Annotated in this window: 20 protein-coding genes; 15 read left to right on the top strand and 5 right to left on the bottom strand. The window is 40.0% G+C overall.

Annotation, left to right across the window (positions count from 1 at the left end):
* Window positions 1-78: 78 nt before the first annotated feature.
* Window positions 79-330, top strand: coding sequence for a type II toxin-antitoxin system Phd/YefM family antitoxin (locus H6G18_RS05500; RefSeq protein WP_190406081.1), 252 nt, complete (start codon window positions 79-81; stop codon window positions 328-330).
* A 76-nt stretch (window positions 331-406) separates the two neighbouring features.
* Window positions 407-712: a type II toxin-antitoxin system VapC family toxin gene (locus H6G18_RS05505; protein WP_313954418.1), complete on the top strand. Its 306-nt coding sequence runs from the start codon at window positions 407-409 to the stop codon at window positions 710-712.
* 68 nt (window positions 713-780) lie between these two features.
* On the opposite strand, the gene H6G18_RS05510 is transcribed toward H6G18_RS05505, so the two are convergent.
* A complete protein-coding gene (locus H6G18_RS05510; RefSeq protein ID WP_190406082.1) occupies window positions 781-2,058 on the bottom strand; it encodes an IS1096 element passenger TnpR family protein in 1,278 nt (425 codons plus the stop codon).
* Between the two features lie 279 nt (window positions 2,059-2,337).
* Here H6G18_RS05510 and hsdR point away from each other — a divergent pair, with 279 nt between their 5' ends.
* From hsdR to H6G18_RS05535, 5 genes are all read left to right on the top strand, one after another.
* Window positions 2,338-4,668, top strand: coding sequence for an EcoAI/FtnUII family type I restriction enzme subunit R (gene hsdR / locus H6G18_RS05515; RefSeq protein ID WP_190406083.1), 2,331 nt, complete (start codon window positions 2,338-2,340; stop codon window positions 4,666-4,668).
* Window positions 4,669-4,780: 112 nt separating this feature from the next.
* Window positions 4,781-6,235 (top strand): type I restriction-modification system subunit M, encoded by a 1,455-nt coding sequence (locus H6G18_RS05520; protein ID WP_190406084.1) that lies wholly within the window; start codon window positions 4,781-4,783, stop codon window positions 6,233-6,235.
* 42 nt (window positions 6,236-6,277) lie between these two features.
* On the top strand, window positions 6,278-6,502 hold the full coding sequence (locus H6G18_RS05525; protein ID WP_190406085.1) for a hypothetical protein: 225 nt from the start codon (window positions 6,278-6,280) through the stop codon (window positions 6,500-6,502).
* Window positions 6,486-6,887 (top strand): PIN domain-containing protein, encoded by a 402-nt coding sequence (locus H6G18_RS05530; protein ID WP_190406086.1) that lies wholly within the window; start codon window positions 6,486-6,488, stop codon window positions 6,885-6,887. Before H6G18_RS05525 ends, H6G18_RS05530 begins: the two co-directional genes overlap by 17 nt.
* A 17-nt stretch (window positions 6,888-6,904) precedes the next feature.
* Window positions 6,905-8,251, top strand: coding sequence for a restriction endonuclease subunit S (locus H6G18_RS05535; protein WP_190406087.1), 1,347 nt, complete (start codon window positions 6,905-6,907; stop codon window positions 8,249-8,251).
* Between the two features lie 8 nt (window positions 8,252-8,259).
* Here H6G18_RS05535 and H6G18_RS05540 read toward each other — a convergent pair whose 3' ends face one another.
* On the bottom strand, window positions 8,260-8,409 hold the full coding sequence (locus H6G18_RS05540) for a hypothetical protein (RefSeq protein ID WP_190406088.1): 150 nt from the start codon (window positions 8,407-8,409) through the stop codon (window positions 8,260-8,262).
* Between the two features lie 249 nt (window positions 8,410-8,658).
* On the opposite strand from H6G18_RS05540, the gene H6G18_RS05545 reads away from it, so the two are divergent.
* Window positions 8,659-8,928, top strand: coding sequence for a hypothetical protein (locus tag H6G18_RS05545; protein WP_190406089.1), 270 nt, complete (start codon window positions 8,659-8,661; stop codon window positions 8,926-8,928).
* Complete coding sequence (locus H6G18_RS05550) at window positions 8,928-9,377, top strand: type II toxin-antitoxin system VapC family toxin (RefSeq protein WP_190406090.1); 450 nt, start codon at window positions 8,928-8,930, stop codon at window positions 9,375-9,377. Before H6G18_RS05545 ends, H6G18_RS05550 begins: the two co-directional genes overlap by 1 nt.
* A gap of 285 nt (window positions 9,378-9,662) precedes the next feature.
* Here H6G18_RS05550 and H6G18_RS05555 read toward each other — a convergent pair whose 3' ends face one another.
* Complete coding sequence (locus H6G18_RS05555; protein ID WP_313954417.1) at window positions 9,663-9,866, bottom strand: ribbon-helix-helix domain-containing protein; 204 nt, start codon at window positions 9,864-9,866, stop codon at window positions 9,663-9,665.
* A gap of 129 nt (window positions 9,867-9,995) precedes the next feature.
* On the opposite strand from H6G18_RS05555, the gene H6G18_RS05560 reads away from it, so the two are divergent.
* The 5 genes from H6G18_RS05560 to H6G18_RS05580 all read left to right on the top strand — a co-directional run bounded on the left by H6G18_RS05560 (window position 9,996) and on the right by H6G18_RS05580 (window position 12,803).
* Window positions 9,996-10,550, top strand: a complete 555-nt coding sequence (locus H6G18_RS05560) for a hypothetical protein (RefSeq protein ID WP_190406092.1) — start codon at window positions 9,996-9,998, stop codon at window positions 10,548-10,550.
* Entirely contained in the window at window positions 10,550-10,882 is a 333-nt protein-coding gene (locus tag H6G18_RS05565; protein WP_190406093.1) for a helix-turn-helix domain-containing protein, read from the top strand. Before H6G18_RS05560 ends, H6G18_RS05565 begins: the two co-directional genes overlap by 1 nt.
* Window positions 10,883-11,006: 124 nt before the next feature.
* Entirely contained in the window at window positions 11,007-11,201 is a 195-nt protein-coding gene (locus H6G18_RS05570) for a hypothetical protein (protein ID WP_190406094.1), read from the top strand.
* Between the two features lie 477 nt (window positions 11,202-11,678).
* Entirely contained in the window at window positions 11,679-12,299 is a 621-nt protein-coding gene (locus H6G18_RS05575; RefSeq protein WP_190406095.1) for a hypothetical protein, read from the top strand.
* Between the two features lie 84 nt (window positions 12,300-12,383).
* On the top strand, window positions 12,384-12,803 hold the full coding sequence (locus H6G18_RS05580; RefSeq protein ID WP_190406096.1) for an HNH endonuclease: 420 nt from the start codon (window positions 12,384-12,386) through the stop codon (window positions 12,801-12,803).
* A 141-nt stretch (window positions 12,804-12,944) separates the two neighbouring features.
* Here the strand turns inward: H6G18_RS05580 and H6G18_RS05585 are convergent, their stop codons facing one another.
* Together H6G18_RS05585 and H6G18_RS05590 are read right to left on the bottom strand one after the other, a co-directional pair.
* Window positions 12,945-16,535, bottom strand: coding sequence for a HEAT repeat domain-containing protein (locus H6G18_RS05585; RefSeq protein ID WP_190406097.1), 3,591 nt, complete (start codon window positions 16,533-16,535; stop codon window positions 12,945-12,947).
* Between the two features lie 312 nt (window positions 16,536-16,847).
* Entirely contained in the window at window positions 16,848-17,777 is a 930-nt protein-coding gene (locus tag H6G18_RS05590; protein WP_190406098.1) for a caspase family protein, read from the bottom strand.
* Between the two features lie 106 nt (window positions 17,778-17,883).
* Between H6G18_RS05590 and H6G18_RS05595 the strand changes: the two genes are divergently transcribed.
* Window positions 17,884-19,290 (top strand): hypothetical protein, encoded by a 1,407-nt coding sequence (locus tag H6G18_RS05595; RefSeq protein ID WP_190406099.1) that lies wholly within the window; start codon window positions 17,884-17,886, stop codon window positions 19,288-19,290.
* Window positions 19,291-19,386 lie beyond the last annotated feature (96 nt).

A 19,386-nucleotide genomic window follows, 5' to 3' on the forward strand; every position in this document is an offset into this window, starting at 1 on the left:
TTCTGACAGGTTTCTAATGTCCGATGACCATGACAACTCTATGCCAGGATATTAATATCCTTGTCATTAACTATATATATGTACAGCCTAGAAATTCCAGAAGGTCAAGCTGAATTTGCTGAACTACTCCGTCGAGTGCTAGAAGGAGAAGAAGTGATTATTTCTCAAGCAGGCACTCCTATCGCGCGTATAGTCCCAATTGCTGAACAGAAATTACCTCGAATTCCAGGTTTAGACCGTGGTCAGGTAACAATTTCCCCAGACTTTGATGCTCCTCTCCCCGATGAGGTGCTAAATGCTTTTATCAACCCAACAGACCCAGAAGCATGAGAGCATTACTTGATCCCATACGTTTATTTGGTGGGTTATTGACGATAACCGACTCTCATCTACAGCTAGAAATATAATTGCTGACTCAGGGAATAACTTATTTTTTAGTGCTGCAAGCGCATGGGAAATTGTAATTAAAGTTCGTTTGGGTAAATTAAATTTACCAGAGCCACCAGAAACTTACATTCCCAGTCGGTTGACTATGAACCGATTTGAAAGTTTGCCCATTCAAATGAATCACGCTTTACAAGTCGTCAATCTACCTGCTTTACATCAAGACCCTTTTGACCGAATAATTATTGCTCAAAGTCAAGTGGAAAAAATGCCCATAATTACTGTGGATAATAAAATCACACAGTATCCTGTTGATGTAATTTGGTAGCCAAATTAAAGATGAATAAAACTCAATCAGTGGCAGAAAGGAAAGGATAGCCCATCACCGCAGTAAAGCTAATCCTCATCGTCTCCTTCTTCACAATACTGTGCTGGTGGTTCGCCATGATATTCAAGAATCTTGGGCTTTTTCATTTTTGCATTGACAGGCTCAATCTTTTCTAGCTGCAAATCAAACTCCCACTCATCCAGTAAATCAAAGGTAAATTGCAGATGATTTCCCACCTCAAGCGGTAATTCACCTAAGCGAAAATCGCCAGTATTTGGGGGAATATCAACAAAGGGATGAGTAAATTCAAAAATGCGTCCTATATGGTCTTTGTAAATGAATCGGTAGAGGTGTTCAAAGTCAAAATCAAATGCTTCCACAACTGCGGCGGCCACTTGATCCAAATTGAGGTCGCTAGGAATGGCTATGCGTCGCCAAGCATCTAACAGCGTAACTTTCAAAGTATAAATTGCCTGCTTAAACTCTCCGTTGGCGATGACTAAGGTTTGTTCCCATTCAGGAAAGTATTGTTGGAGATATGGTTTGAGTTTTTCAAAGGCGATGCGGAAATCCAGAGATATTTCTTCATCTTCTGGTTGTGGTTCAATTTCATCATAAATTTCAGAGAGCAAACCTATCATGGCATCTCCCCAAGGACAGCGTTTTACAGTAGTGATACGCCATCCTTTAGCGGGTTCTGGTTCTCCTGGAGTGAGGTCAAGAAAACCAAATAAATGCAACAGGCTAAGATTGTGGAAGCCTGGATAATAGACTAATTTATCTTGTTCTTGGTAACTATTAACGGTTAAACCTTCATCTGGAATTTCTCGCCAAAATTGGCAGCAGCGAAATAATGGTCTGTATATGTCTCTAGATTCGCCTAAGAGTTCACCTTCTCCCCAAAGTAGCCAGGATTCTAAGAGTGTGAAATATTGTTCAGTTGGGTTGAAGCCTTGCCAAATTTTTAGGCGTTGTTCGTCTAATATTAATTTGGTTTTTTTGCCTTGGGTAATAACTTGAGACAGTCCAGATGTGCGAAGGACAAAGTATAGTCCGTGAATGTAGGGGTATGATTTTTGTTGGGGACGCTTGAGGTTAGTTTCAATGGGGTAACTCAAGCGAGAATTGAGTTGCTGGAGGTATTTGAGAGAGAATTGGTGATACGTGCTGCTGACTTCAACGCCGTCTGGTTGAAGAAATTCTAGGATGGTTTGAAAGTCCCGCAGAATTTTTCCTGGGGAATTTTGGCTAATGCTTTGCTGTTGGAGGATTTGCTTATTATCTTCCGTCAGGGTAGGAAGTTGTTCTCGCAGATGATTGGGAACGGAGAAAAGTCGTCTCATCATCTCATTGGAACTCTCATTTACAGGGTATATGAAATGCTTTATTTACAATAGTTGCAGCTTATTTTGACTTTGCAGAAAGTAAGATTGAATTTGGGCGATCGCCCATTAGTATACAGTGACATCAGCCAGCTAAACCAACGCATCCATCAACAATATTAGTAGCTAATTTGACATCTAGAAGTGGAGATATAGCATAATACAAGTTACATACCTAACATTATTTACGGTAGGCTATGTAATTTCACTGCCTGTACTCCTCAACTCTAAACCGACCCTTTTATGTCAGAAGCGATTGACAAGAAATCTTTGAGTGAACGTGACATTTGTACAAAGTACATTACGCCTGCTTTAGTTAATCGGGGCTGGAATATCAACACTCAGATTCGAGAGGAAGTGACGCTGACAAAAGGTAGGGTGATTGTTAGAGGTAAGCTTACTAGTCGAGGTGAGCAGAAACGCGCTGATTATGTGCTGTATCACAAACCCGGTGTACCACTGGCTGTAATTGAGGCTAAAGATAATAATCACAGCGTTAGTGCGGGAATGCAGCAAGCGATCGCAACTGGTGAACTAATTGATGTACCATTCATCTTTAGCTCCAATGGCGACGCTTTTATGATATGTGATCGCACAATTACTGAGGGACAGCGAGAGCGAGAAATTCCCCTCAATCAGTTCCCGACACCGCAGGAACTTTGGCAAAAATACTGTGATTGGAAGGGAATTGACTCGGAGATTCAGCCAATTGTTTCTCAAGATTACTATCCTAGTCCTGATAAAAAACAGCCACGCTATTATCAACAGATTGCCATTAATCGCACAATTGAAGCGATCGCCACAGGAGAAAACCGCATTCTATTAGTGATGGCGACGGGTACAGGTAAGACTTTTACGGCTTTTCAAATTATCTGGCGGTTGTGGAAGTCGGGAGCGAAAAAGCGTATCCTGTTTTTGGCAGACCGCAACATTTTGGTTGATCAAACTAGAGTCAACGATTTTAAACCCTTTGGCTCAAAAATGACCAAAATTAAGCAGCGACAGATAGATACATCTTACGAAATTTATTTATGTCTGTATCAGGCGGTAACGGGAAATGAAGAAGCGAAAAACATTTATCGCCAATTTTCACCAGGTTTTTTTGACTTAATTATTATAGATGAGTGCCATCGGGGAAGCGCATCTGAGGATTCTGCATGGCGAGAGATTTTGGAATATTTTAGCAGTGCAACGCAGATTGGTTTGACTGCTACCCCAAGAGAAACAGAAGAAGTTTCTAATAGCCTTTATTTTGGTGAATCAATATTTACTTATTCACTCAAACAAGGAATTGAAGATGGCTTTTTAGCTCCCTACAAAGTTATTCGCATTGACTTTGATAAAGACTTGAGTGGATGGAAACCGAAGCCAGGACAACGGGATAAATATGGCAAAGAAATTCCCGACCAAGTATTTAATCAGCGAGATTTTGATAGAACTCTGGTTCTAGAAAAGCGGACTGAGTTAGTAGCGCGGATTATTTCTGATTATCTCAAATCAAGCGATCGCTTTGCCAAAACTATCGTTTTTTGTGAGACAACTGACCACGCAGAACGGATGCGGGTAGCATTGGTGAATGAAAATACTGATTTGGTGGCGGAGAATAGCCGCTACATTATGCGAATTACTGGGGATGATGCTCAAGGTAAAGCAGAATTAGATAATTTCATCGACCCTGAAAGTAAATATCCCACAATTGTTACTACCTCTGAATTGTTGACGACGGGTGTTGATGCTAAAACCTGCAAATTGATTGTTTTAGACCAGCGTATCCTGTCCATGACCAAATTTAAGCAAATTATTGGTCGCGGGACTCGCATTGATGAAGACTATGGCAAAATGTTCTTCACAATTATGGACTTTAAAAAAGCGACGGTGTTATTTGCTGACCCTGATTTTGATGGTGAACCTGTACAAATTTATCAGCCAAAACCAGTTGATCCTATTGTTCCGCCCGATAATGGAGACGATGAGGTAGTCATTGATGGTGAGATTACCCGCAAGCAAAAGCAGGAGAAGTATGTAATTGCAGATGAAGAGGTGGCGGTTGCTTTTATTCGTGAGCAATACCACGGCAAGGACGGTAAGCTGATTACGGAATCGATTAAAGACTATACTCGCAAAACAGTTAGTCAGGAGTACGCCTCATTAGATGCTTTCTTGAAGAAATGGCACTCTACAGAACAGAAGCAGGCTATTATCCAAGAGTTACAAGAGTTGGGAGTGCCTTTGGAAGCTTTAGAAAAAGAGATTGGTAAGGATTTTGACCCATTAGACTTGATTTGTCATGTAGTCTTTGACCAACCGCCACTAACTCGTAGAGAAAGGGCAAATAATGTCCGCAAGCGTAATTACTTTAGCAACTATGGTGAGCAAACCAGAACGGTTTTAAATGCTTTGTTGGATAAGTATGCTGATGAGGGAATTGAAGATATTGAAAGCCTGGATGTGTTAAAGGTTCAACCAATCAGCGATTTAGGCACTCCGTTAAAGATAATTAAGATTTTTGGTGGTAAGCAAGGTTACTTACAAGCTTTGTCGGTTCTTAAGTCAGAACTGTATCGAGTATCTTGACATCCAGGAATAGGATATGATTTCTCTTCTAGTAGTCTGCCAAACGAGATCATAGATCCCCGACTTTTTCAAAAAGTCGGGGATCTGAGCAACGTCAACCTGTCAAAATATTATGTCAATCAGCACTACAATTAAGACTATTCAAGATATCATGCGGAAGGATGCGGGCGTTGATGGTGACGCGCAACGCATTAACCAGTTAGTTTGGATGATATTTCTCAAAGTTTTTGATGCTCGTGAAGAAGAATATGAACTGTTAGAAGATAATTATAAATCTCCGATTCCTGAAGGTTTGCGTTGGCGGAATTGGGCAGCAGATTCTGAAGGTATCACGGGAGATGGTTTACTAGATTTTGTAGATAATGCTTTATTTAAAACCCTCAAAGAACTGAGAACTACGGCAACTGATGCCCGTGGGCAGATGATTGGTAAGGTGTTTGAGGATGCCTACAACTATATGAAAAATGGCACTCTCATCCGCCAAGTAATTAATAAGCTCAATGAAGTTGATTTTAATAAAAAAGACCAGAAAAAACAGTTTAGCGAAATTTACGAGAAAATTCTCAAAGATTTGCAGAGTGCGGGAAATGCCGGAGAATATTATACTCCCCGTGCAGTGACAAAGTTTATTGTAGATAGAATCAAACCGCAATTAGGGGAAATTGTATTTGACCCAGCTTGCGGGACTGGTGGCTTTTTAACAGCAGCAATTGATTACATTCGCCAACATTTTCAAAGTGCTGATGTCCCAGAAATTCTGCAACGGACGATTCGCGGAACTGAGAAAAAGCCGTTACCTTTTAACCTTTGTGTCACGAATCTGATTTTACATGGTATTGATGTACCATCAGCAGAACATGATAATACTTTGGCACGACCATTGCGCGATTACAGTCCTCACGAACGGGTGGATGTAATTATCACAAATCCGCCTTTTGGTGGGATGGAAGAAGATGGAATTGAGGACAATTTTCCCGCTACATTCCGCACACGAGAAACAGCAGATTTATTTCTGGTGCTGATTGCTCATTTACTCAAAGAAGGCGGTAGAGGCGCAATAGTTTTACCAGATGGTACGCTGTTTGGCGAAGGTGTAAAAACGCGGATTAAAGAAAAACTCCTGCAAGATTGCAATCTGCATACAATTGTTCGTTTACCAAATGGCGTATTTAATCCCTACACAGGTATTAAAACTAATCTGCTATTTTTCACGAAAGGGGAACCAACAGAAACGATTTGGTATTATGAACACCCTTACCCAGCCGGGTATAAATCATACTCGAAAACTAAGCCAATTCGCTTTGAGGAGTTTGCACTGGAGCAAGAATGGTGGGATAACCGCGAGGAAAATGAATTTGCTTGGCAAGTTTCAATTGCAGATTTAAAGGCGAATAATTACAACCTAGATATTAAAAATCCTCACAAAGTTGATGTAGAACACGCTGATTTAAATGAGATGTTAGCAGAACATCAAAAACTCATGGCTGAGTTGGGTGAGGTGCGGAGTAAGTTGAAGTTTGAATTAATGGAAGCATTAAATCATCAAGTTGATAAAACTATAGAATAGTAGATAGAAACAAAATAACTTAAAATATCTGGAGATTAGATTATGCAGATGGAAGTAGTAGAATTTCAAGGTATTGTCAAAGATGGTGTAATTCAAATTCCTGAAATTTATAAAGGAGAGCTAGATGGAGAGTCTGTCAAAGTAATTGTTATGAAAAAAGTTAGAAAAACAGCAGCAGTAGATATTATTGCTGAACTCATCGAGCATCCGGTGGAGTTTGAATGGCCTCCTTTGAACCGAGAAGAGATTTATGACCGCAATTTATGAAAATGGCTATTTTCTGGATTCTAATATCTGGATTTATGCTCTAGCGAATAATCAAGATATTAATAAACGCAATATAGCTTGTCGTCTAGTTGATGCTGAAGGGGTAATCATTAGTACACAAGTTATTAATGAAGTCTGTCTAAATCTAATTAAAAAATCTTCTTTCACTGAGCAACAAATAACACAGTTAATCGAGGCATTTTATAAAGGTTCTCACGTTATTTCATTTAATCGTGATATTTTGGTGAACTCTTCTAATATTCGGAGTAGATATAATTTCTCTTTTTGGGATAGTTTAATTGTTGCTTGTGCTTTAGCTGCGGGAGCAAGTATTCTCTATTCTGAAGATATGCAGAATGGGTTAGTGGTAGATAGTCAATTATAAATTGTGAATCCGTTTAAATGAAAGTAGATACATTTTTTAAAAATTTTGAATTGTTGACTGATGCGCCAAATGCGATCGTAAAGTTACGGGAAATCATTTTACAATTGTCAGTATGCGGAAAACTTTCACAACAAGCTGATGATGAATGTGCCAGTATTTTAGTTAGTGAAGCTCAAAAGAAGTTAGCAAAACTTATTGATGAGAAAAAATATAGAAATTTTGAAAAAGTATTACCCGTTAAATTGGATGAACAACCCTATAAAATTCCTCAAAACTGGAAGTGGGTTCGTATTGGAGAAATTGCTTTAGTTAGAGGTGGAAAACGTTTACCTCAAGGAGCTTCATTTGCGATAATTCCAACCCCATATATCTATATTCAAGTTACCAATATGAAGAATGGAACTATTGTAAATGATGGTTTGAAGTATATTGATGAGGATGTATATCAAGCAATTAAAAATTACATTATTGAGAAAGAAGACTTATATATTTCTATTGCAGGTACAATAGGACAAGTTGGAGAAGTTCCTGATTTTTACCATCAAATGAACTTAACCGAAAATGCAGCAAGAATTATATTCAAAGAATTAAATAAAAAATATTTTCTTACTGCTCTAAACTCTAATATAGTGCAAAGTCAGTTTAAAGAAAAAACAAATCAGCAAGCTCAACCTAAGTTAGCTTTGAAACGAATAGCTGATGCAATTATTCCTTTACCACCACTTGCAGAACAAAAACGTATTGTAGAGAAGTGCGATCGCCTGCTCTCAACCTGCGACGAAATCGAAAAACGGCAGCAGCAAAGGCAAGAGAGCATTGTGAGGATGAATGAGAGTGCGATCGCTCAACTCCTCTCCTCCCAAAATCCTGATGAATTCCGTCAACACTGGCAGCGCATTTGCAATAATTTTGACTTACTCTACAGTATCCCTGAAACTATTCCTAAACTGCGTCAGGCGATTTTGCAATTAGCAGTTCAAGGTAAACTTGTGCGTCAAAATATAAGTGATGAATGTGGTTCAGATACACCACCTCGATTATTGATTAACGATAAAACACTTAGAGTATCTTTCCCAAATTTAGTAGATAAAAGATTCTTTAATCTCTACAACAACAGTCTAATAGCAAGAAAATATTACGCTGGGCAAGGCACAGGAACTAGTAATTCAATGAAGAATATCACAAGAGAGCAAATTCGTAATCTACCTGTTCCCCTTCCACCCCTTGCTGAACAAAAACGGATTGTAGAGAAGTGCGATCGCCTGATGTCTCTGTGCGATACCCTAGAAGCCAAACTAAAACAAGGGCGAGACAGCAGCGAGAAACTGATGGAAGTCGCCGCAAAACAGGTATTAACAGCTTAATACCCATGTTATGTAGGGGCGGGTTCACAAATATGCTCGATGATTAATGATGATCTGGGTGAACCCGCCCCTACTTTCTCTGGTAGGCGTTCCACCACTTGCAGAACAAAAACGCATTGTAGAGAAGTGCGTAGGCGTAGCCAGTCGCAGAGAGACATCGCCTGATGTCACTCTGCGATACCCTAGAAGCCAAATTGAAACAAGGGCGAGATAGCAGCGAGAAACTGATGGAAGTCGCCGCAAAACAGGTATTAACAGCCTAATAGCCATTTTCCGTAGGGGTGGGTTGACAAATATGCTCGATTATTGATGATGATCTGGGTGAACCCGCCCCTACAAACCGCGTTTAGACTTACGATAAGGCAAAATTAAGATATTAGCCCTGACATTTGACTCTCAAGCCGATCATGACCTCAATCAAAGCAAAACTCATCGAAGCGATCGAAACAGTACCAGATTCGATTTTAGAGCAAACCCTTGATTATCTCGAATATCTCAAAACCAGAGAACAGAAACCTCAGACTTTATCTCAACAAGTTCCTCAAAAAGAGGGAGAGCCGATTTTGCGTGGTTCTAAAGCCAAAGATTTACTCAAGTTTGCAAACACATGGCAAGGAAACGACTTCGAGGAATGCCTTCAGCTTGTTTATGACACCCGTTCCCAAACAGAGTTCTAATGTATTTGCTTGATACCAACCACTGTAGCCGCATCATCTTTGGTGATTATAACCTAATCCAACAACTACAGCTTCATAGCGAAGCAGGAATTGCTACCAGTGTTGTAGTATGCGGAGAACTCCTATACATGGCAGCAAAATCCGATCGCAGTGTTGCCAATCTTCAGCAGGTCAGAGTATTTTTAGACACAATCGATATTTATCCCGTCAATTTCTCAATTTCTGAGGTTTATGGCAATCTCAAAGGCAAATTGGTGAATGCTTTCGGGCCTAAAGAAAAAGCCCAGCGAAGAAACTTCAACCTGCAAGCCCTTGGTTTTGGAGATAATGACCTCTGGATTGCAGCCACAGCAATTCACTATAATCTCACTGTAGTTTCCACAGACAATGATTTTCGACGGATTCAGCAAGTAGAAACTTTGCTTTTGGAATCTTGGCTTGCCAGTTAATTTACTTAGAAAAATTACTAATTTGTATTAGATAATCGCACTCTCCTAACTGAAAAGCGATCGCCGATGATGGATTCCAGAGGTTGTAGGGGCGGGTTTACAGATATGATTCAATCATTCACCACTATCTTGGTTAACCCGCCCCTACTGCTTCTAAAAAATGCGGGGTAGGTTTTGTAGAGAAGCGATCCTCTTATCTTGCACCTGGGTTAAAAACCGGGTTTCTTGCAAATCCCTCAGCTTAGAAACCTTAATTTTTCGTTCAGAAACCCGGTTTTTTAGGGCTTATTTTGGTGTAATAGTCCCGTCATTCTGAGCTTGTCTAATAGCTCGTTTCAAAATTAACACCGCCATTTGAGACAAAGAACGCTCCTCTGCATCAGCCAATTGTTGCAGGGCTTCTTTGTCTACTTCTTCCATGTAAATAGTTACAGTTACTTTTCCCATATCACCATCATAAGCTATCTTGTGTCTTTTTATATTAAACACACTAAGACGCATAAATTAACATAAATGTACATCGTATTTATGTATAATTACTGATAAGTCAAAAGCCAGCGATCCACTTTCCTACGGCAGACGCTGGCTTTTGGCCCCTCTATTCAGGAGTCACATACAATGTTAAACCCTGTTCGCTATAAAACCGAAGAACACCGAGCTTATCAACAAGCTTTAGATGATTTCGGCATCACCGAATTACTAGCCAAGCTCAAAAACTACTCTGACGCAGACTTTGATAGCACCTGGATGCAACTCCAGCAGCAAGAAATAGAAACTCTAGCGGCAATTCTGATTTCTGCGTTAACTCACAGCATCAATGGTAAATTGATTACCGCTTATCTAAATCTCATCCGTCACAATCACCAAAATATAGCTCCAGGCTTGATTAACCTGAAATACCCAGACGCATCTATTGAGTTTCCCGCTAACTTTCCTGATGTAGCAAAAACACCGAGATTTTTATATGGCGATCGCCTGCGTTGGCTTAGTAATGAAAGTGATACTGACTGGGGTATTGTCATCGGTCGATTTTATAGCTTTGCTTCTCATCGCTGCTGCTGGAGTTGGTGCTACCTGATTTGGTTGAGTAAAGATTGTCCCAGTGCTGCTTGGACATCTGCGGATATTGCTTGGGAAGAAGATTTAGAACCAATGGGCGAGGAGACACACTGATGAATCCTCATCCACTCAAACAACGAGAGCAAGATTTAATACAACTCTACAGTTATTGTCAGTTGGGTATGACTCCCAAGGAGTTTTACACCAAGTGGCAGGTGAACCACGAAGAAATGGCGCAGATTTGCGATCGCTCCCTTTCTACCGTGCGACGCTGGTTTGCTAGAGGTAAAAACTACCGCCGTCCCATGCCAGCCGATTTACGCCACCTTGCCCTAATGAACTTTCTACTAGAACACTTTGAGGAGATTCCTGAAGAACTGTTGCAGAACCTGTGTTTTCCAGACGAAAGTAGGGACGGGTTCATAGATATCTTTGAGGATAAATGAGGGTATTTGTCAACCAGCCCCTACGGCATTTAATTGCAATATCAAAATGATATTTCTTGCCAGCCACCTTCACAGTAGGCTGGCTTTTGTCTTGGAAATTACACATAATCACCAGGAGAATTTGATGACATACCTTGAAAAACTCAGTCCTTGGTGTATAGTTCGGCTGTTACCTAATATGCAGAACCGGATTGTCGCTCGTTTTCGCCGCCGCAGCGATGCGGAAGCTCATCTACAAGTTTTGCGCCGACTCATTCCCAGTGTCAGTTTTAGACTGATTTTCGATGTGCCGTTAGAACAGCAAAACCTAACTGCTTGAAATCAACAATATCAATGATCCGTGTTTAGTGATCCTAGCGATCCGAATAAACCACATTTTTGTGATCCGCGATGGCGTTCCGCCCAGCGTAGCTGATCGCATACCAGCATCAAAAATCATGTCATAGCATTATTCAGTCTGGTGAGAAGTTGGGCGATCGCCAGGATACCAAACTGAAAACTCTTGATCAGGCGATCGCCTACGCTGGGATACCGTTGGCGAAATATTGCTTAACATAAAAACGGCGATTTTTCGGTGTATTACATGGAGAAGATCGTTATAGCTCTCCGTGTAATACACCGAAACAAGAAAACTAATTTAGTTGTTTAGGGAATTCGCCAACGGTATCAGCTGGGCGGAACGCCATCGCCACTAAAGTTTAATTTTTGGCAACTAACAAATCAAAATCAAGCAAGGAGGTTTCAAACTGAAACATACTCCCGTAATTTCTGCTGAATTTACACCTACTGTCTGAATATGGCCAACATTCTGCAAGCAAAAGTTTCAATTGAGGGAACTAGAACACTTGCCATACACCACTTTGGCGTTGATGCTTTACCACTAGAAGCTAAAGAAAAAGATGGTGTCGCTGGTAATAGTCCTAATGAGTGGAAAAAGACAGTTCTCATGGATGAAGAACGCCAGTTATTTTTGCTACCAACGTATTTTTTCGGCTGCATTAAGTATGGCGGTAAAACTGTCAAACGTGGCAAAGGTAACTTACTTGCAGATATTGCCAGCACTTTACAAGTCATGGACGAACAGATTTATATCTGTAATGAAGACGAGCCAATTCAGTTACCAGATCCACCTCAAGTCATTGAAGCAGGAACTCTCAAAACTGAAAAATTACCCGATAGCTACGTCGAAGTGATTGGTGTACGCAACCCATCCACTAAAGCGAGGAACATTCGCTACCGTGTGGCGGTGAAACCTGGATGGCGATGTTCGTTTACTATTCTGTGGGATTCGGTTGTTGTTGATCGAAAGTCACTAGAGACAGCGATCGTCAACGCTGGAACATTGGTAGGTGTTGGCGATGGTAGAGGAAGCATTGGTTACGGAAGATTTGAGCTAAAGGAATTTAGCATTCTTTAAATATTTGGTTCGTCAGGTTTCGTTAAAACCTGTCCCGTCACCTTCCGTCTCGTTATGTCATGTTGTGTTAAGTCGAGTTAAGTCATGTCTGTTGAACTTTACAAACAAGTCAAGCAAAAACGCCAACATCCAAACCTGCCTGTTTACCAATGGAAGCGTCAACCTCTTGAACAATGGAAAATCACTCGGCAGTCTATCTACACCAGAGATGAGGGATTGTGTCAAAGTCCAGATACCCAGCCTCCAAAAGTCAATGAATTGTGTAAAAAAACAGTCTGTTTAAAAACTGCTCACATCGACCACATTCGCCCATTGTCGTCTGGTGGCAGTAACCATGCTTCTAATTTGAGAACTCTTTGCCCTGTATGCCATGCGCTGCGGCTTGATAGGAAGCATGATGGTATGAGAAATAGACTTGTCCAACAAGGGTTAATCCCTGTGAATTGGAAGCAGTTTGTTTGGGATGAAATTGTAGGCGATCGCATTCCGCCCATTGTTAGGTGATCGCACAACACAGTAGCGAAAATCTTGCCGATGTCCGATATCGCTAAGAAAAGACGTTGTGGCAACTCTGCATCAGTATTACTCAATTTTCTGTGAAGTTGGGCGATCGCCGCCTATAGCTAGTAAACCAAAAACAATGAATTATCGACCCCTCAAGTCATTAATACTACTTACAATTGACAATGAAAAACGGCGGAGTGATTTCATTTGTTGCGACATTGCTAGTGATTGATCTTTCAGCATACTGATAGAGTAAGGAATACCTCTTTCGAGAAGCTTAGTAGTTGCAATTATTGGTGAGTATTTAATTTTCTCAGGGTAAACAGGAATACAGGATAATCTTTGCTTACTGAATCTAATAGCCAGCATTCTTGCTAAAGAAAAAATTGCAGGGTCATAAATATCAATTTCAGGAAGTTCTATTATCTTTACTAAAGTTTCTGAGTTGCCAATCTTCCCCAACGCCTTTGCTGCTGTGTTTTTTACAAAACTATCTGGGTGGTTGAGGCCAGTGATTAAGCCATCTATCGCTTGAGCATTACCAATTTCCTCTAACGCGCTTGCTGCACAGCCTCTCACCCAATCATCGGAGTCATTGAGGGCAGCGATTGAGATTTCTACCGCTTGGGCGTTACCAATCTTCGCCAACACCTCTGCTGCTCTGGTTCTTACCCAAAAATCTGGGTGATTGATGCCAGTTATTAAACCATTTAATGCTTGGGTATTACCAATATTCCCTAATGCCCCTGCTGCTTGCCGTATCACTTCATTATCTGAGTGGTGGAGGGTAGCTATTAAGTAATCTATCGCTTGGGCATTACCAATCTTCCCCAATGCCTCTGCTGCTGTCACTCTCACTTTAATATCTGAGTCGTTGAAGGCAGCGATTAAGCTATCTACCGCTTGTGCATTGCCAATCTCCCCTAAAGCCTCTGCTGCACTGCTTCTCACCCAAATTCGTGAGTCATTAAGAATAGTAATTAAGCAATCGACCGCTTTGTCATTGCCAATCTTCCCCAACGCCCATATAGCACTGCTTCTCACATTACTATCTGAGTCGTTAAGGGCAGCGATTAAGCTATCTACCGCTTGGGAATTGCCAATCCTTCCCAACGCCAGTGCTGCATCCTTTCTCACATAACTGTGTGAATTTTTGAGGGCAGCGATTAAGCCATCTACTGCCTGGGCATTGCCAATCATCTTCAACGCCTCTACTGCATTCTTTCTCTCATAACTATCTGAATTATTGAGGAAAGCAATTAAGCCATCTACCGCTTGTGCATTGCCAATCTTCCCCAACGCCTTTGCTGCTATACCTCCCTCGGAACTGCAAAAACCAGAGTTATTGAGGAGAGCAATTAAGCAATCTACCGCCTGAGCATTGCCAATCTCCCCTAAAGCCTCTGCTGCACTGCTTCTCACCTCACTACTTGAGTCGTTAAAAACAGCGGCAATTAAGCAATCGACTGCTTGAGTATTGCCAATCTTCCCCAACGCCTGTACAGCATTCCTTCTCACCCAAACACGCGAGTCATTAAGAATAGTAATTAGAGCGTCTACCACTTGAGGATTGCCAATCTTCCCTAACGCCTCTGCTGCACTGTTTTTCACTCCACGATCAGAGTCATTGAGGACAGCAGCAATTAAGTTCTCTACTGCCTGGGGACTGCCAATCATCCCCAACGCTTTTGCTGCACTGCTTCTAAATGGACTATATGAGTCATTGAGGAGGACGGTAATTAAAGCGTCTACCGCTTGAGTATTACCAATCTGCCCCAATACCTTTGCTGCTTTGTGTGTCACCTCAATACTTGAGTCGTTTAGGGCTTTTTGTAACTCGCAACACATCTGTGAATTACTTTTCCCTATTGCTATAACACTTGATTCTATAAACTCAATAAATGGGTAACGTTTCCAAAATTTATAGATTTTGTCAACTATGTTTGTAATTACGGGATGATGAATATTTGGAATTTCCAAAATACATCGACCTGATAATAGTAACAAAGTTTGGAAAATATCGTCTTTTTCATTAATGATAGTTTGAAGTAAAGAAACTGGATTTTCCATCAATCCTATTAGTAAAATCAAAGTTTCATGCCAGTCATACTGCCAAAAGAGTCTTTTGGCTAAAGCTAGACCATTTCTTTGATTTTCCTTAATAGCTCGGTTTAAATAAGAAGCTGTGAAATATTCCTGAAAAGTCCGGTGTAGAAATAAATATTCATTACCGTCTCTGTCCAATTTTTGCAGGATGCCATATTCTTCTGTTAGCTCCATCATTGCTGTAGTAATTAATTTATCTTCTTGACCCTTGTAATATTTTTTAATTTGATGAAATAGTTCAGAGCTAGAAAAAACCTCTTGGTCAGAACATGAAAAATGATAAGCAAGTTCTTCGAGTAATTGGCGTTTAGCTTCTATCTCCCCCTCTGAAAGAGGCTTCCTGTTTCGACTCCATTGCCTCAACATACAATCCACAGTTTTTTCATAAACCTGAGTACGCCGTGCAGGAAGTGTCAGACCTTTTTCTTGATAAAGACTACAAAGCAATGATAAGAGTAGGGGATTTTGGGCTAATCCAATAAATTGAGGTTTTCGGTTAAGTTCGGCAACTAGTCCCTTAGCTGAAATTGAATCATCCTCAATGTAATCAGCAGCATTAGCAAACCAAGTTTCAATATACTCGTCTGTTTGTTTTTTGCTAAATGGGACAATTTCAACTACCTTAGCATCTTCAATAAAATTGCCACTATAACCTACAATTCGAGAGGTGCTGATAATTGAACAGGGATAATCGCGTATAAATCGGTTAAGTTTTTCTCTTAAATTGAGCCGATGTTCGTTTGGTACTTCATCTAAAGCATCCAATAGCAAAATACATTTACCATGAACTAATTTTTCTTTTAAAATTTGCTTAATTTTATCTGCTATCTTATGTGGATAATCTCTCTGAATAATACCTGGGATAATATTAATAATTTCGGACGAATCTTCTGTGAAATCAGATAATCTCACAAATATTGGTAAAACAACATCTTCTACATTTATTTGATTTTCTAACAGTTTTTGTTTCTCACTTCGAGATATTACTCCTGACTCCATTCTTAATAAAGTAGACTTGCCCATTCCTGGGTCAGCCAAAACCATTATTTTATAATTTTTTTGTTTAGCCTCTTTTCTTATTTCTTTTTTGGCATCTTCCCAACTAACAGTAGTTTTTACTGAGTCCTCACTAAAACCTTTTAAAGCATAAATGTGTTTGAGGTCTGTTTCCGATTCTAAATCCAGTGTATTTGTTTCCCTCTTTTCAAGGGTGACTTGAATAGGAATATACTGATTTTTTAAAACTATTTGCTGTCGAGTATGAAAAAGTCTAACGTATTTACAATTTTCTTCAGTTACTTGCAAAAATTCCAAAACTATATTTTTCTGCTCTTCCTGACTCAGTGGTGCTTGCAGTGCAGGTTGACGAACTATCCCTATTTCTTGAAGTAAAGACCGTAAAACTGCTTGAACTGTTTCAGCGTTAGCTCCCTGGTAAGTTATGTTGTCTCCAATGCGAATATTTGTTCCTTGCCCAATGTTGACTGTATACTTACCAATCTGCAAAACATTCTGGTCAGTCTTACTAACAATTAATACTTGACGCAAAACTACCAAATCGTCACGGGTATGCTGACCTTCAGCAATACGTTCCAGGATAGCTAGTAGCTCATCGGAGGTGGGCATAACTTAATAATTATCTGACAGCAACTCTGTATTTACTGTAGCAATAGTATTTAGGCAAAAATGCTGTAATTTTGCACAGTCACAGTAAATCTACTAATTTTTTTAATAAATTTTTTGTAAATTTGATGCGGTCTAATAAAAGTATTTCTAAAGATTGATTTTATAGAAATTTTGGATATTTTTTAGCTAAAGGTATTCGATCATACATATTAATTATTGATATTGTGTATGGGTGTAAGACGATCGCATCCACATACACTTGAGAAAACTAGGCGATCGCAACTACAATCATCCACTTCAAAAACTCTTGTATTAATTACCATCTCCAATCCGCAAGCCATGAGCTTGACCAATGTTGATGTTATATTTTCCACGCTGATTTACATTTTGGATGATTTGGTTATTAGTACCTTGTTGATTAAACGCCCCAGGTTCAGGTTCAATCTCCGGTTCACCTTCAAATGGTAATCCTTTAGGCTCAGTTTCACCACCTGCGTAGTATGCCAGGATAAAATTATCAGCTTGCTCAAAATTTAAAATGGGATGTTGACGATCGCGTGTTCTTCTCGGTACTACTTCACGCGCATACATTGCTAAATCTGCAACCCGCACATAACCATCTTTTTGCGAGACTCCTTTACCTGCTAAGGCTTCAATTAATGCCAGTGTAAAAGCACTATAGGGTCTACCAGCCAGAGATTTTTCATCGGCTTGGGAGGAGGCGATCGCTACTCGTCCTTTACCTTGATTAAACAAAGCTTGAGCCTCTGGCGGAAGGGGTGCTTTTTCGGCTTCATACCCTAACTTTGATGTATCTCCTAAGCCACCAGCATGGCAACAGTCCAGTAATACTAACAGCTTTTTGGCAGAAATTGCCTGTAGCTTGGTGATAAATTCTGTACCACTAATCGCTGTTTTATGTAGTTTGGTCTGGTCATAGCCAAAAGGCATCAAGTAATATACTTCCCCTATGGGACTATTGACTTGATAGCCATGCCCAGAGAAATAGACAATTACCGTGGAATCAGATGTAGTTGATTGAGCTAATTGGTCTAAAGCTGCAAGGATTCCCTCTCGGTTTGCCTGTTCTTTAGTCAACAAATGCACCTGTTCAGGTGGATAGGCGCAGCGTTCCGCGTCTTTAAGAATATCGGCAAAACCGACAGCATCATCTACGGTGTTGGGTAAATCACCACCAACCCCAACAATACAGGCATGACCTTGGCTAAATAGTGCGTTCACTTTTGATTAGGTATTAGGTAGTATGGTTATAATTTAGCATCTATCTTTAGGTATGAAAATTAGGCATTTCGATATTAAAAAAATTATATTTTTATCATTAGTTCTTGTGATGAAATTTCCAGCTTTGGCTCAAGCAGAGGTTATAACTAATCCTAAAACAATTACAGTCAATGCAACAAAGGGAGACAGTATCACCCGCACGATTACACTGCGGAATAACGAGAAAATAAATCCTTTAAAAGTAGTTACTTCTGATTTATTGAGTGCTGATAATAGCTCTGTTTTACCAGCGCAGGCAATTAAACTTACTTCACCACCTACTCAAATTAATCCTCAAGAACTGATTATTTTACCAATCCAGTTTGATTTGCAAAATTCTTCTAGTGGAGAATTTACAGGTGAAATAGTATTAACCTATGAGGCTGGTGAAAAAACTATTCCTGTGATTGTCAGGCTCAAAGATCCTTGGCCATTACCTCTGACTGTATTAGTGTTGGGAATCATCATTGGTATGGCGGTTTCTGCCTATAGTAGTCAAGGGAAGTTAAGTGATGAGGTAACAGTTAACTTAGAGAATTTGCGTACCCAAATTGCTGCGGATAAGGTAGAGTCACGCTCATTCTGGTCACGCGCTGATATATCTCTTAATATTGCCAAACAAGCACGCGATGCCAAACAAATTGTTGAGGCTCAAACAGCAGTTAATAATGTGAAGGAAGTTTGGCATAAATGGCTAAAGCAACGTCCTGATTGGCAGATTCTGTTTCGCTATTATGATAAACTCCATGACCGCCTTGACCGAGAGGACTTAAAAAAAGATACATCTGCTCTCTATCTTCAAGTTATAGACCGAGATTTAGAACAAGCTTTGCAAAATGCTCCTGTTCTCTCAACAGCAAATGAACTGCAACAAGTCCTAGATAAAATATCTCAACAAATTAATACTTATATTCAGTTAAAAACACAGCTAGAAAAACTAAAAAACTTAACAGCAGGGTTAGAAGATATTAACCAACGCTATGAATGGGAAGATAAAGCATCTGAATTAAAGCAGAGATTGCATACGCTATTGCCTGCTCAAGAAACTGAGATACAGACTTTACAATCTGAAATTAATACCAGTATTGAAAAAGTAAGGGTGTTAGAAATTCAGGTTTTTGATGTAGAAAAAGGTATTGATGGTAGTTCTGAAGCAGGTATGGTTATTCAAGCCCCGTCAGTATCGGAGAATGAGCCTTCACAAGTTCCATTTTTGAATAAAACAGGAAAGGCGATCGCCAGCTTATGGCAAACTGCTAATGGGCGGTTGAAATTGTTTTATCTCTCCAGTTATCTGATTTCCTTTACTGTGCTGGCTGGTAGTGGTTTTAACCAGTTGTATTGGACTAAGCCAACTTTTGGGGCTAATGGTTGGGGTGATTATTTTGCTTTGTTAGCATTGGGTTTTGGTGCAGAAGCTACTCGGAATGTTGTCACACAAGTAGCCCGCAAAGCCGATGAATCAAGCTCATAGTGCTATCAGCAGCAATTACACAGTATTGGCAATTTAGGTCTTAATTTTTGTATTTTGGCGCAAATTAGCCAATAAAGACGAAAAAGCCTAAAATAT

It is taken from the genome of Anabaena subtropica FACHB-260 (genome assembly GCF_014697105.1).
Taxonomy (GTDB): Bacteria; Cyanobacteriota; Cyanobacteriia; order Cyanobacteriales; family Nostocaceae; genus Trichormus; species Trichormus subtropicus.

Coding starts and splice junctions, on each gene's coding strand:
- H6G18_RS05500 (WP_190406081.1), top strand. CDS start 79: ATGTACAGCCTAGAAATTCCAGAAGGTCAAGCTGAATTTGCTGAACTA.
- H6G18_RS05510 (WP_190406082.1), bottom strand. CDS start 2,058: ATGATGAGACGACTTTTCTCCGTTCCCAATCATCTGCGAGAACAACTT.
- hsdR (WP_190406083.1), top strand. CDS start 2,338: ATGTCAGAAGCGATTGACAAGAAATCTTTGAGTGAACGTGACATTTGT.
- H6G18_RS05520 (WP_190406084.1), top strand. CDS start 4,781: ATGTCAATCAGCACTACAATTAAGACTATTCAAGATATCATGCGGAAG.
- H6G18_RS05525 (WP_190406085.1), top strand. CDS start 6,278: ATGCAGATGGAAGTAGTAGAATTTCAAGGTATTGTCAAAGATGGTGTA.
- H6G18_RS05530 (WP_190406086.1), top strand. CDS start 6,486: ATGACCGCAATTTATGAAAATGGCTATTTTCTGGATTCTAATATCTGG.
- H6G18_RS05535 (WP_190406087.1), top strand. CDS start 6,905: ATGAAAGTAGATACATTTTTTAAAAATTTTGAATTGTTGACTGATGCG.
- H6G18_RS05540 (WP_190406088.1), bottom strand. CDS start 8,409: ATGTCTCTCTGCGACTGGCTACGCCTACGCACTTCTCTACAATGCGTT.
- H6G18_RS05545 (WP_190406089.1), top strand. CDS start 8,659: ATGACCTCAATCAAAGCAAAACTCATCGAAGCGATCGAAACAGTACCA.
- H6G18_RS05550 (WP_190406090.1), top strand. CDS start 8,928: ATGTATTTGCTTGATACCAACCACTGTAGCCGCATCATCTTTGGTGAT.
- H6G18_RS05560 (WP_190406092.1), top strand. CDS start 9,996: ATGTTAAACCCTGTTCGCTATAAAACCGAAGAACACCGAGCTTATCAA.
- H6G18_RS05565 (WP_190406093.1), top strand. CDS start 10,550: ATGAATCCTCATCCACTCAAACAACGAGAGCAAGATTTAATACAACTC.
- H6G18_RS05570 (WP_190406094.1), top strand. CDS start 11,007: ATGACATACCTTGAAAAACTCAGTCCTTGGTGTATAGTTCGGCTGTTA.
- H6G18_RS05575 (WP_190406095.1), top strand. CDS start 11,679: ATGGCCAACATTCTGCAAGCAAAAGTTTCAATTGAGGGAACTAGAACA.
- H6G18_RS05580 (WP_190406096.1), top strand. CDS start 12,384: ATGTCTGTTGAACTTTACAAACAAGTCAAGCAAAAACGCCAACATCCA.
- H6G18_RS05585 (WP_190406097.1), bottom strand. CDS start 16,535: ATGCCCACCTCCGATGAGCTACTAGCTATCCTGGAACGTATTGCTGAA.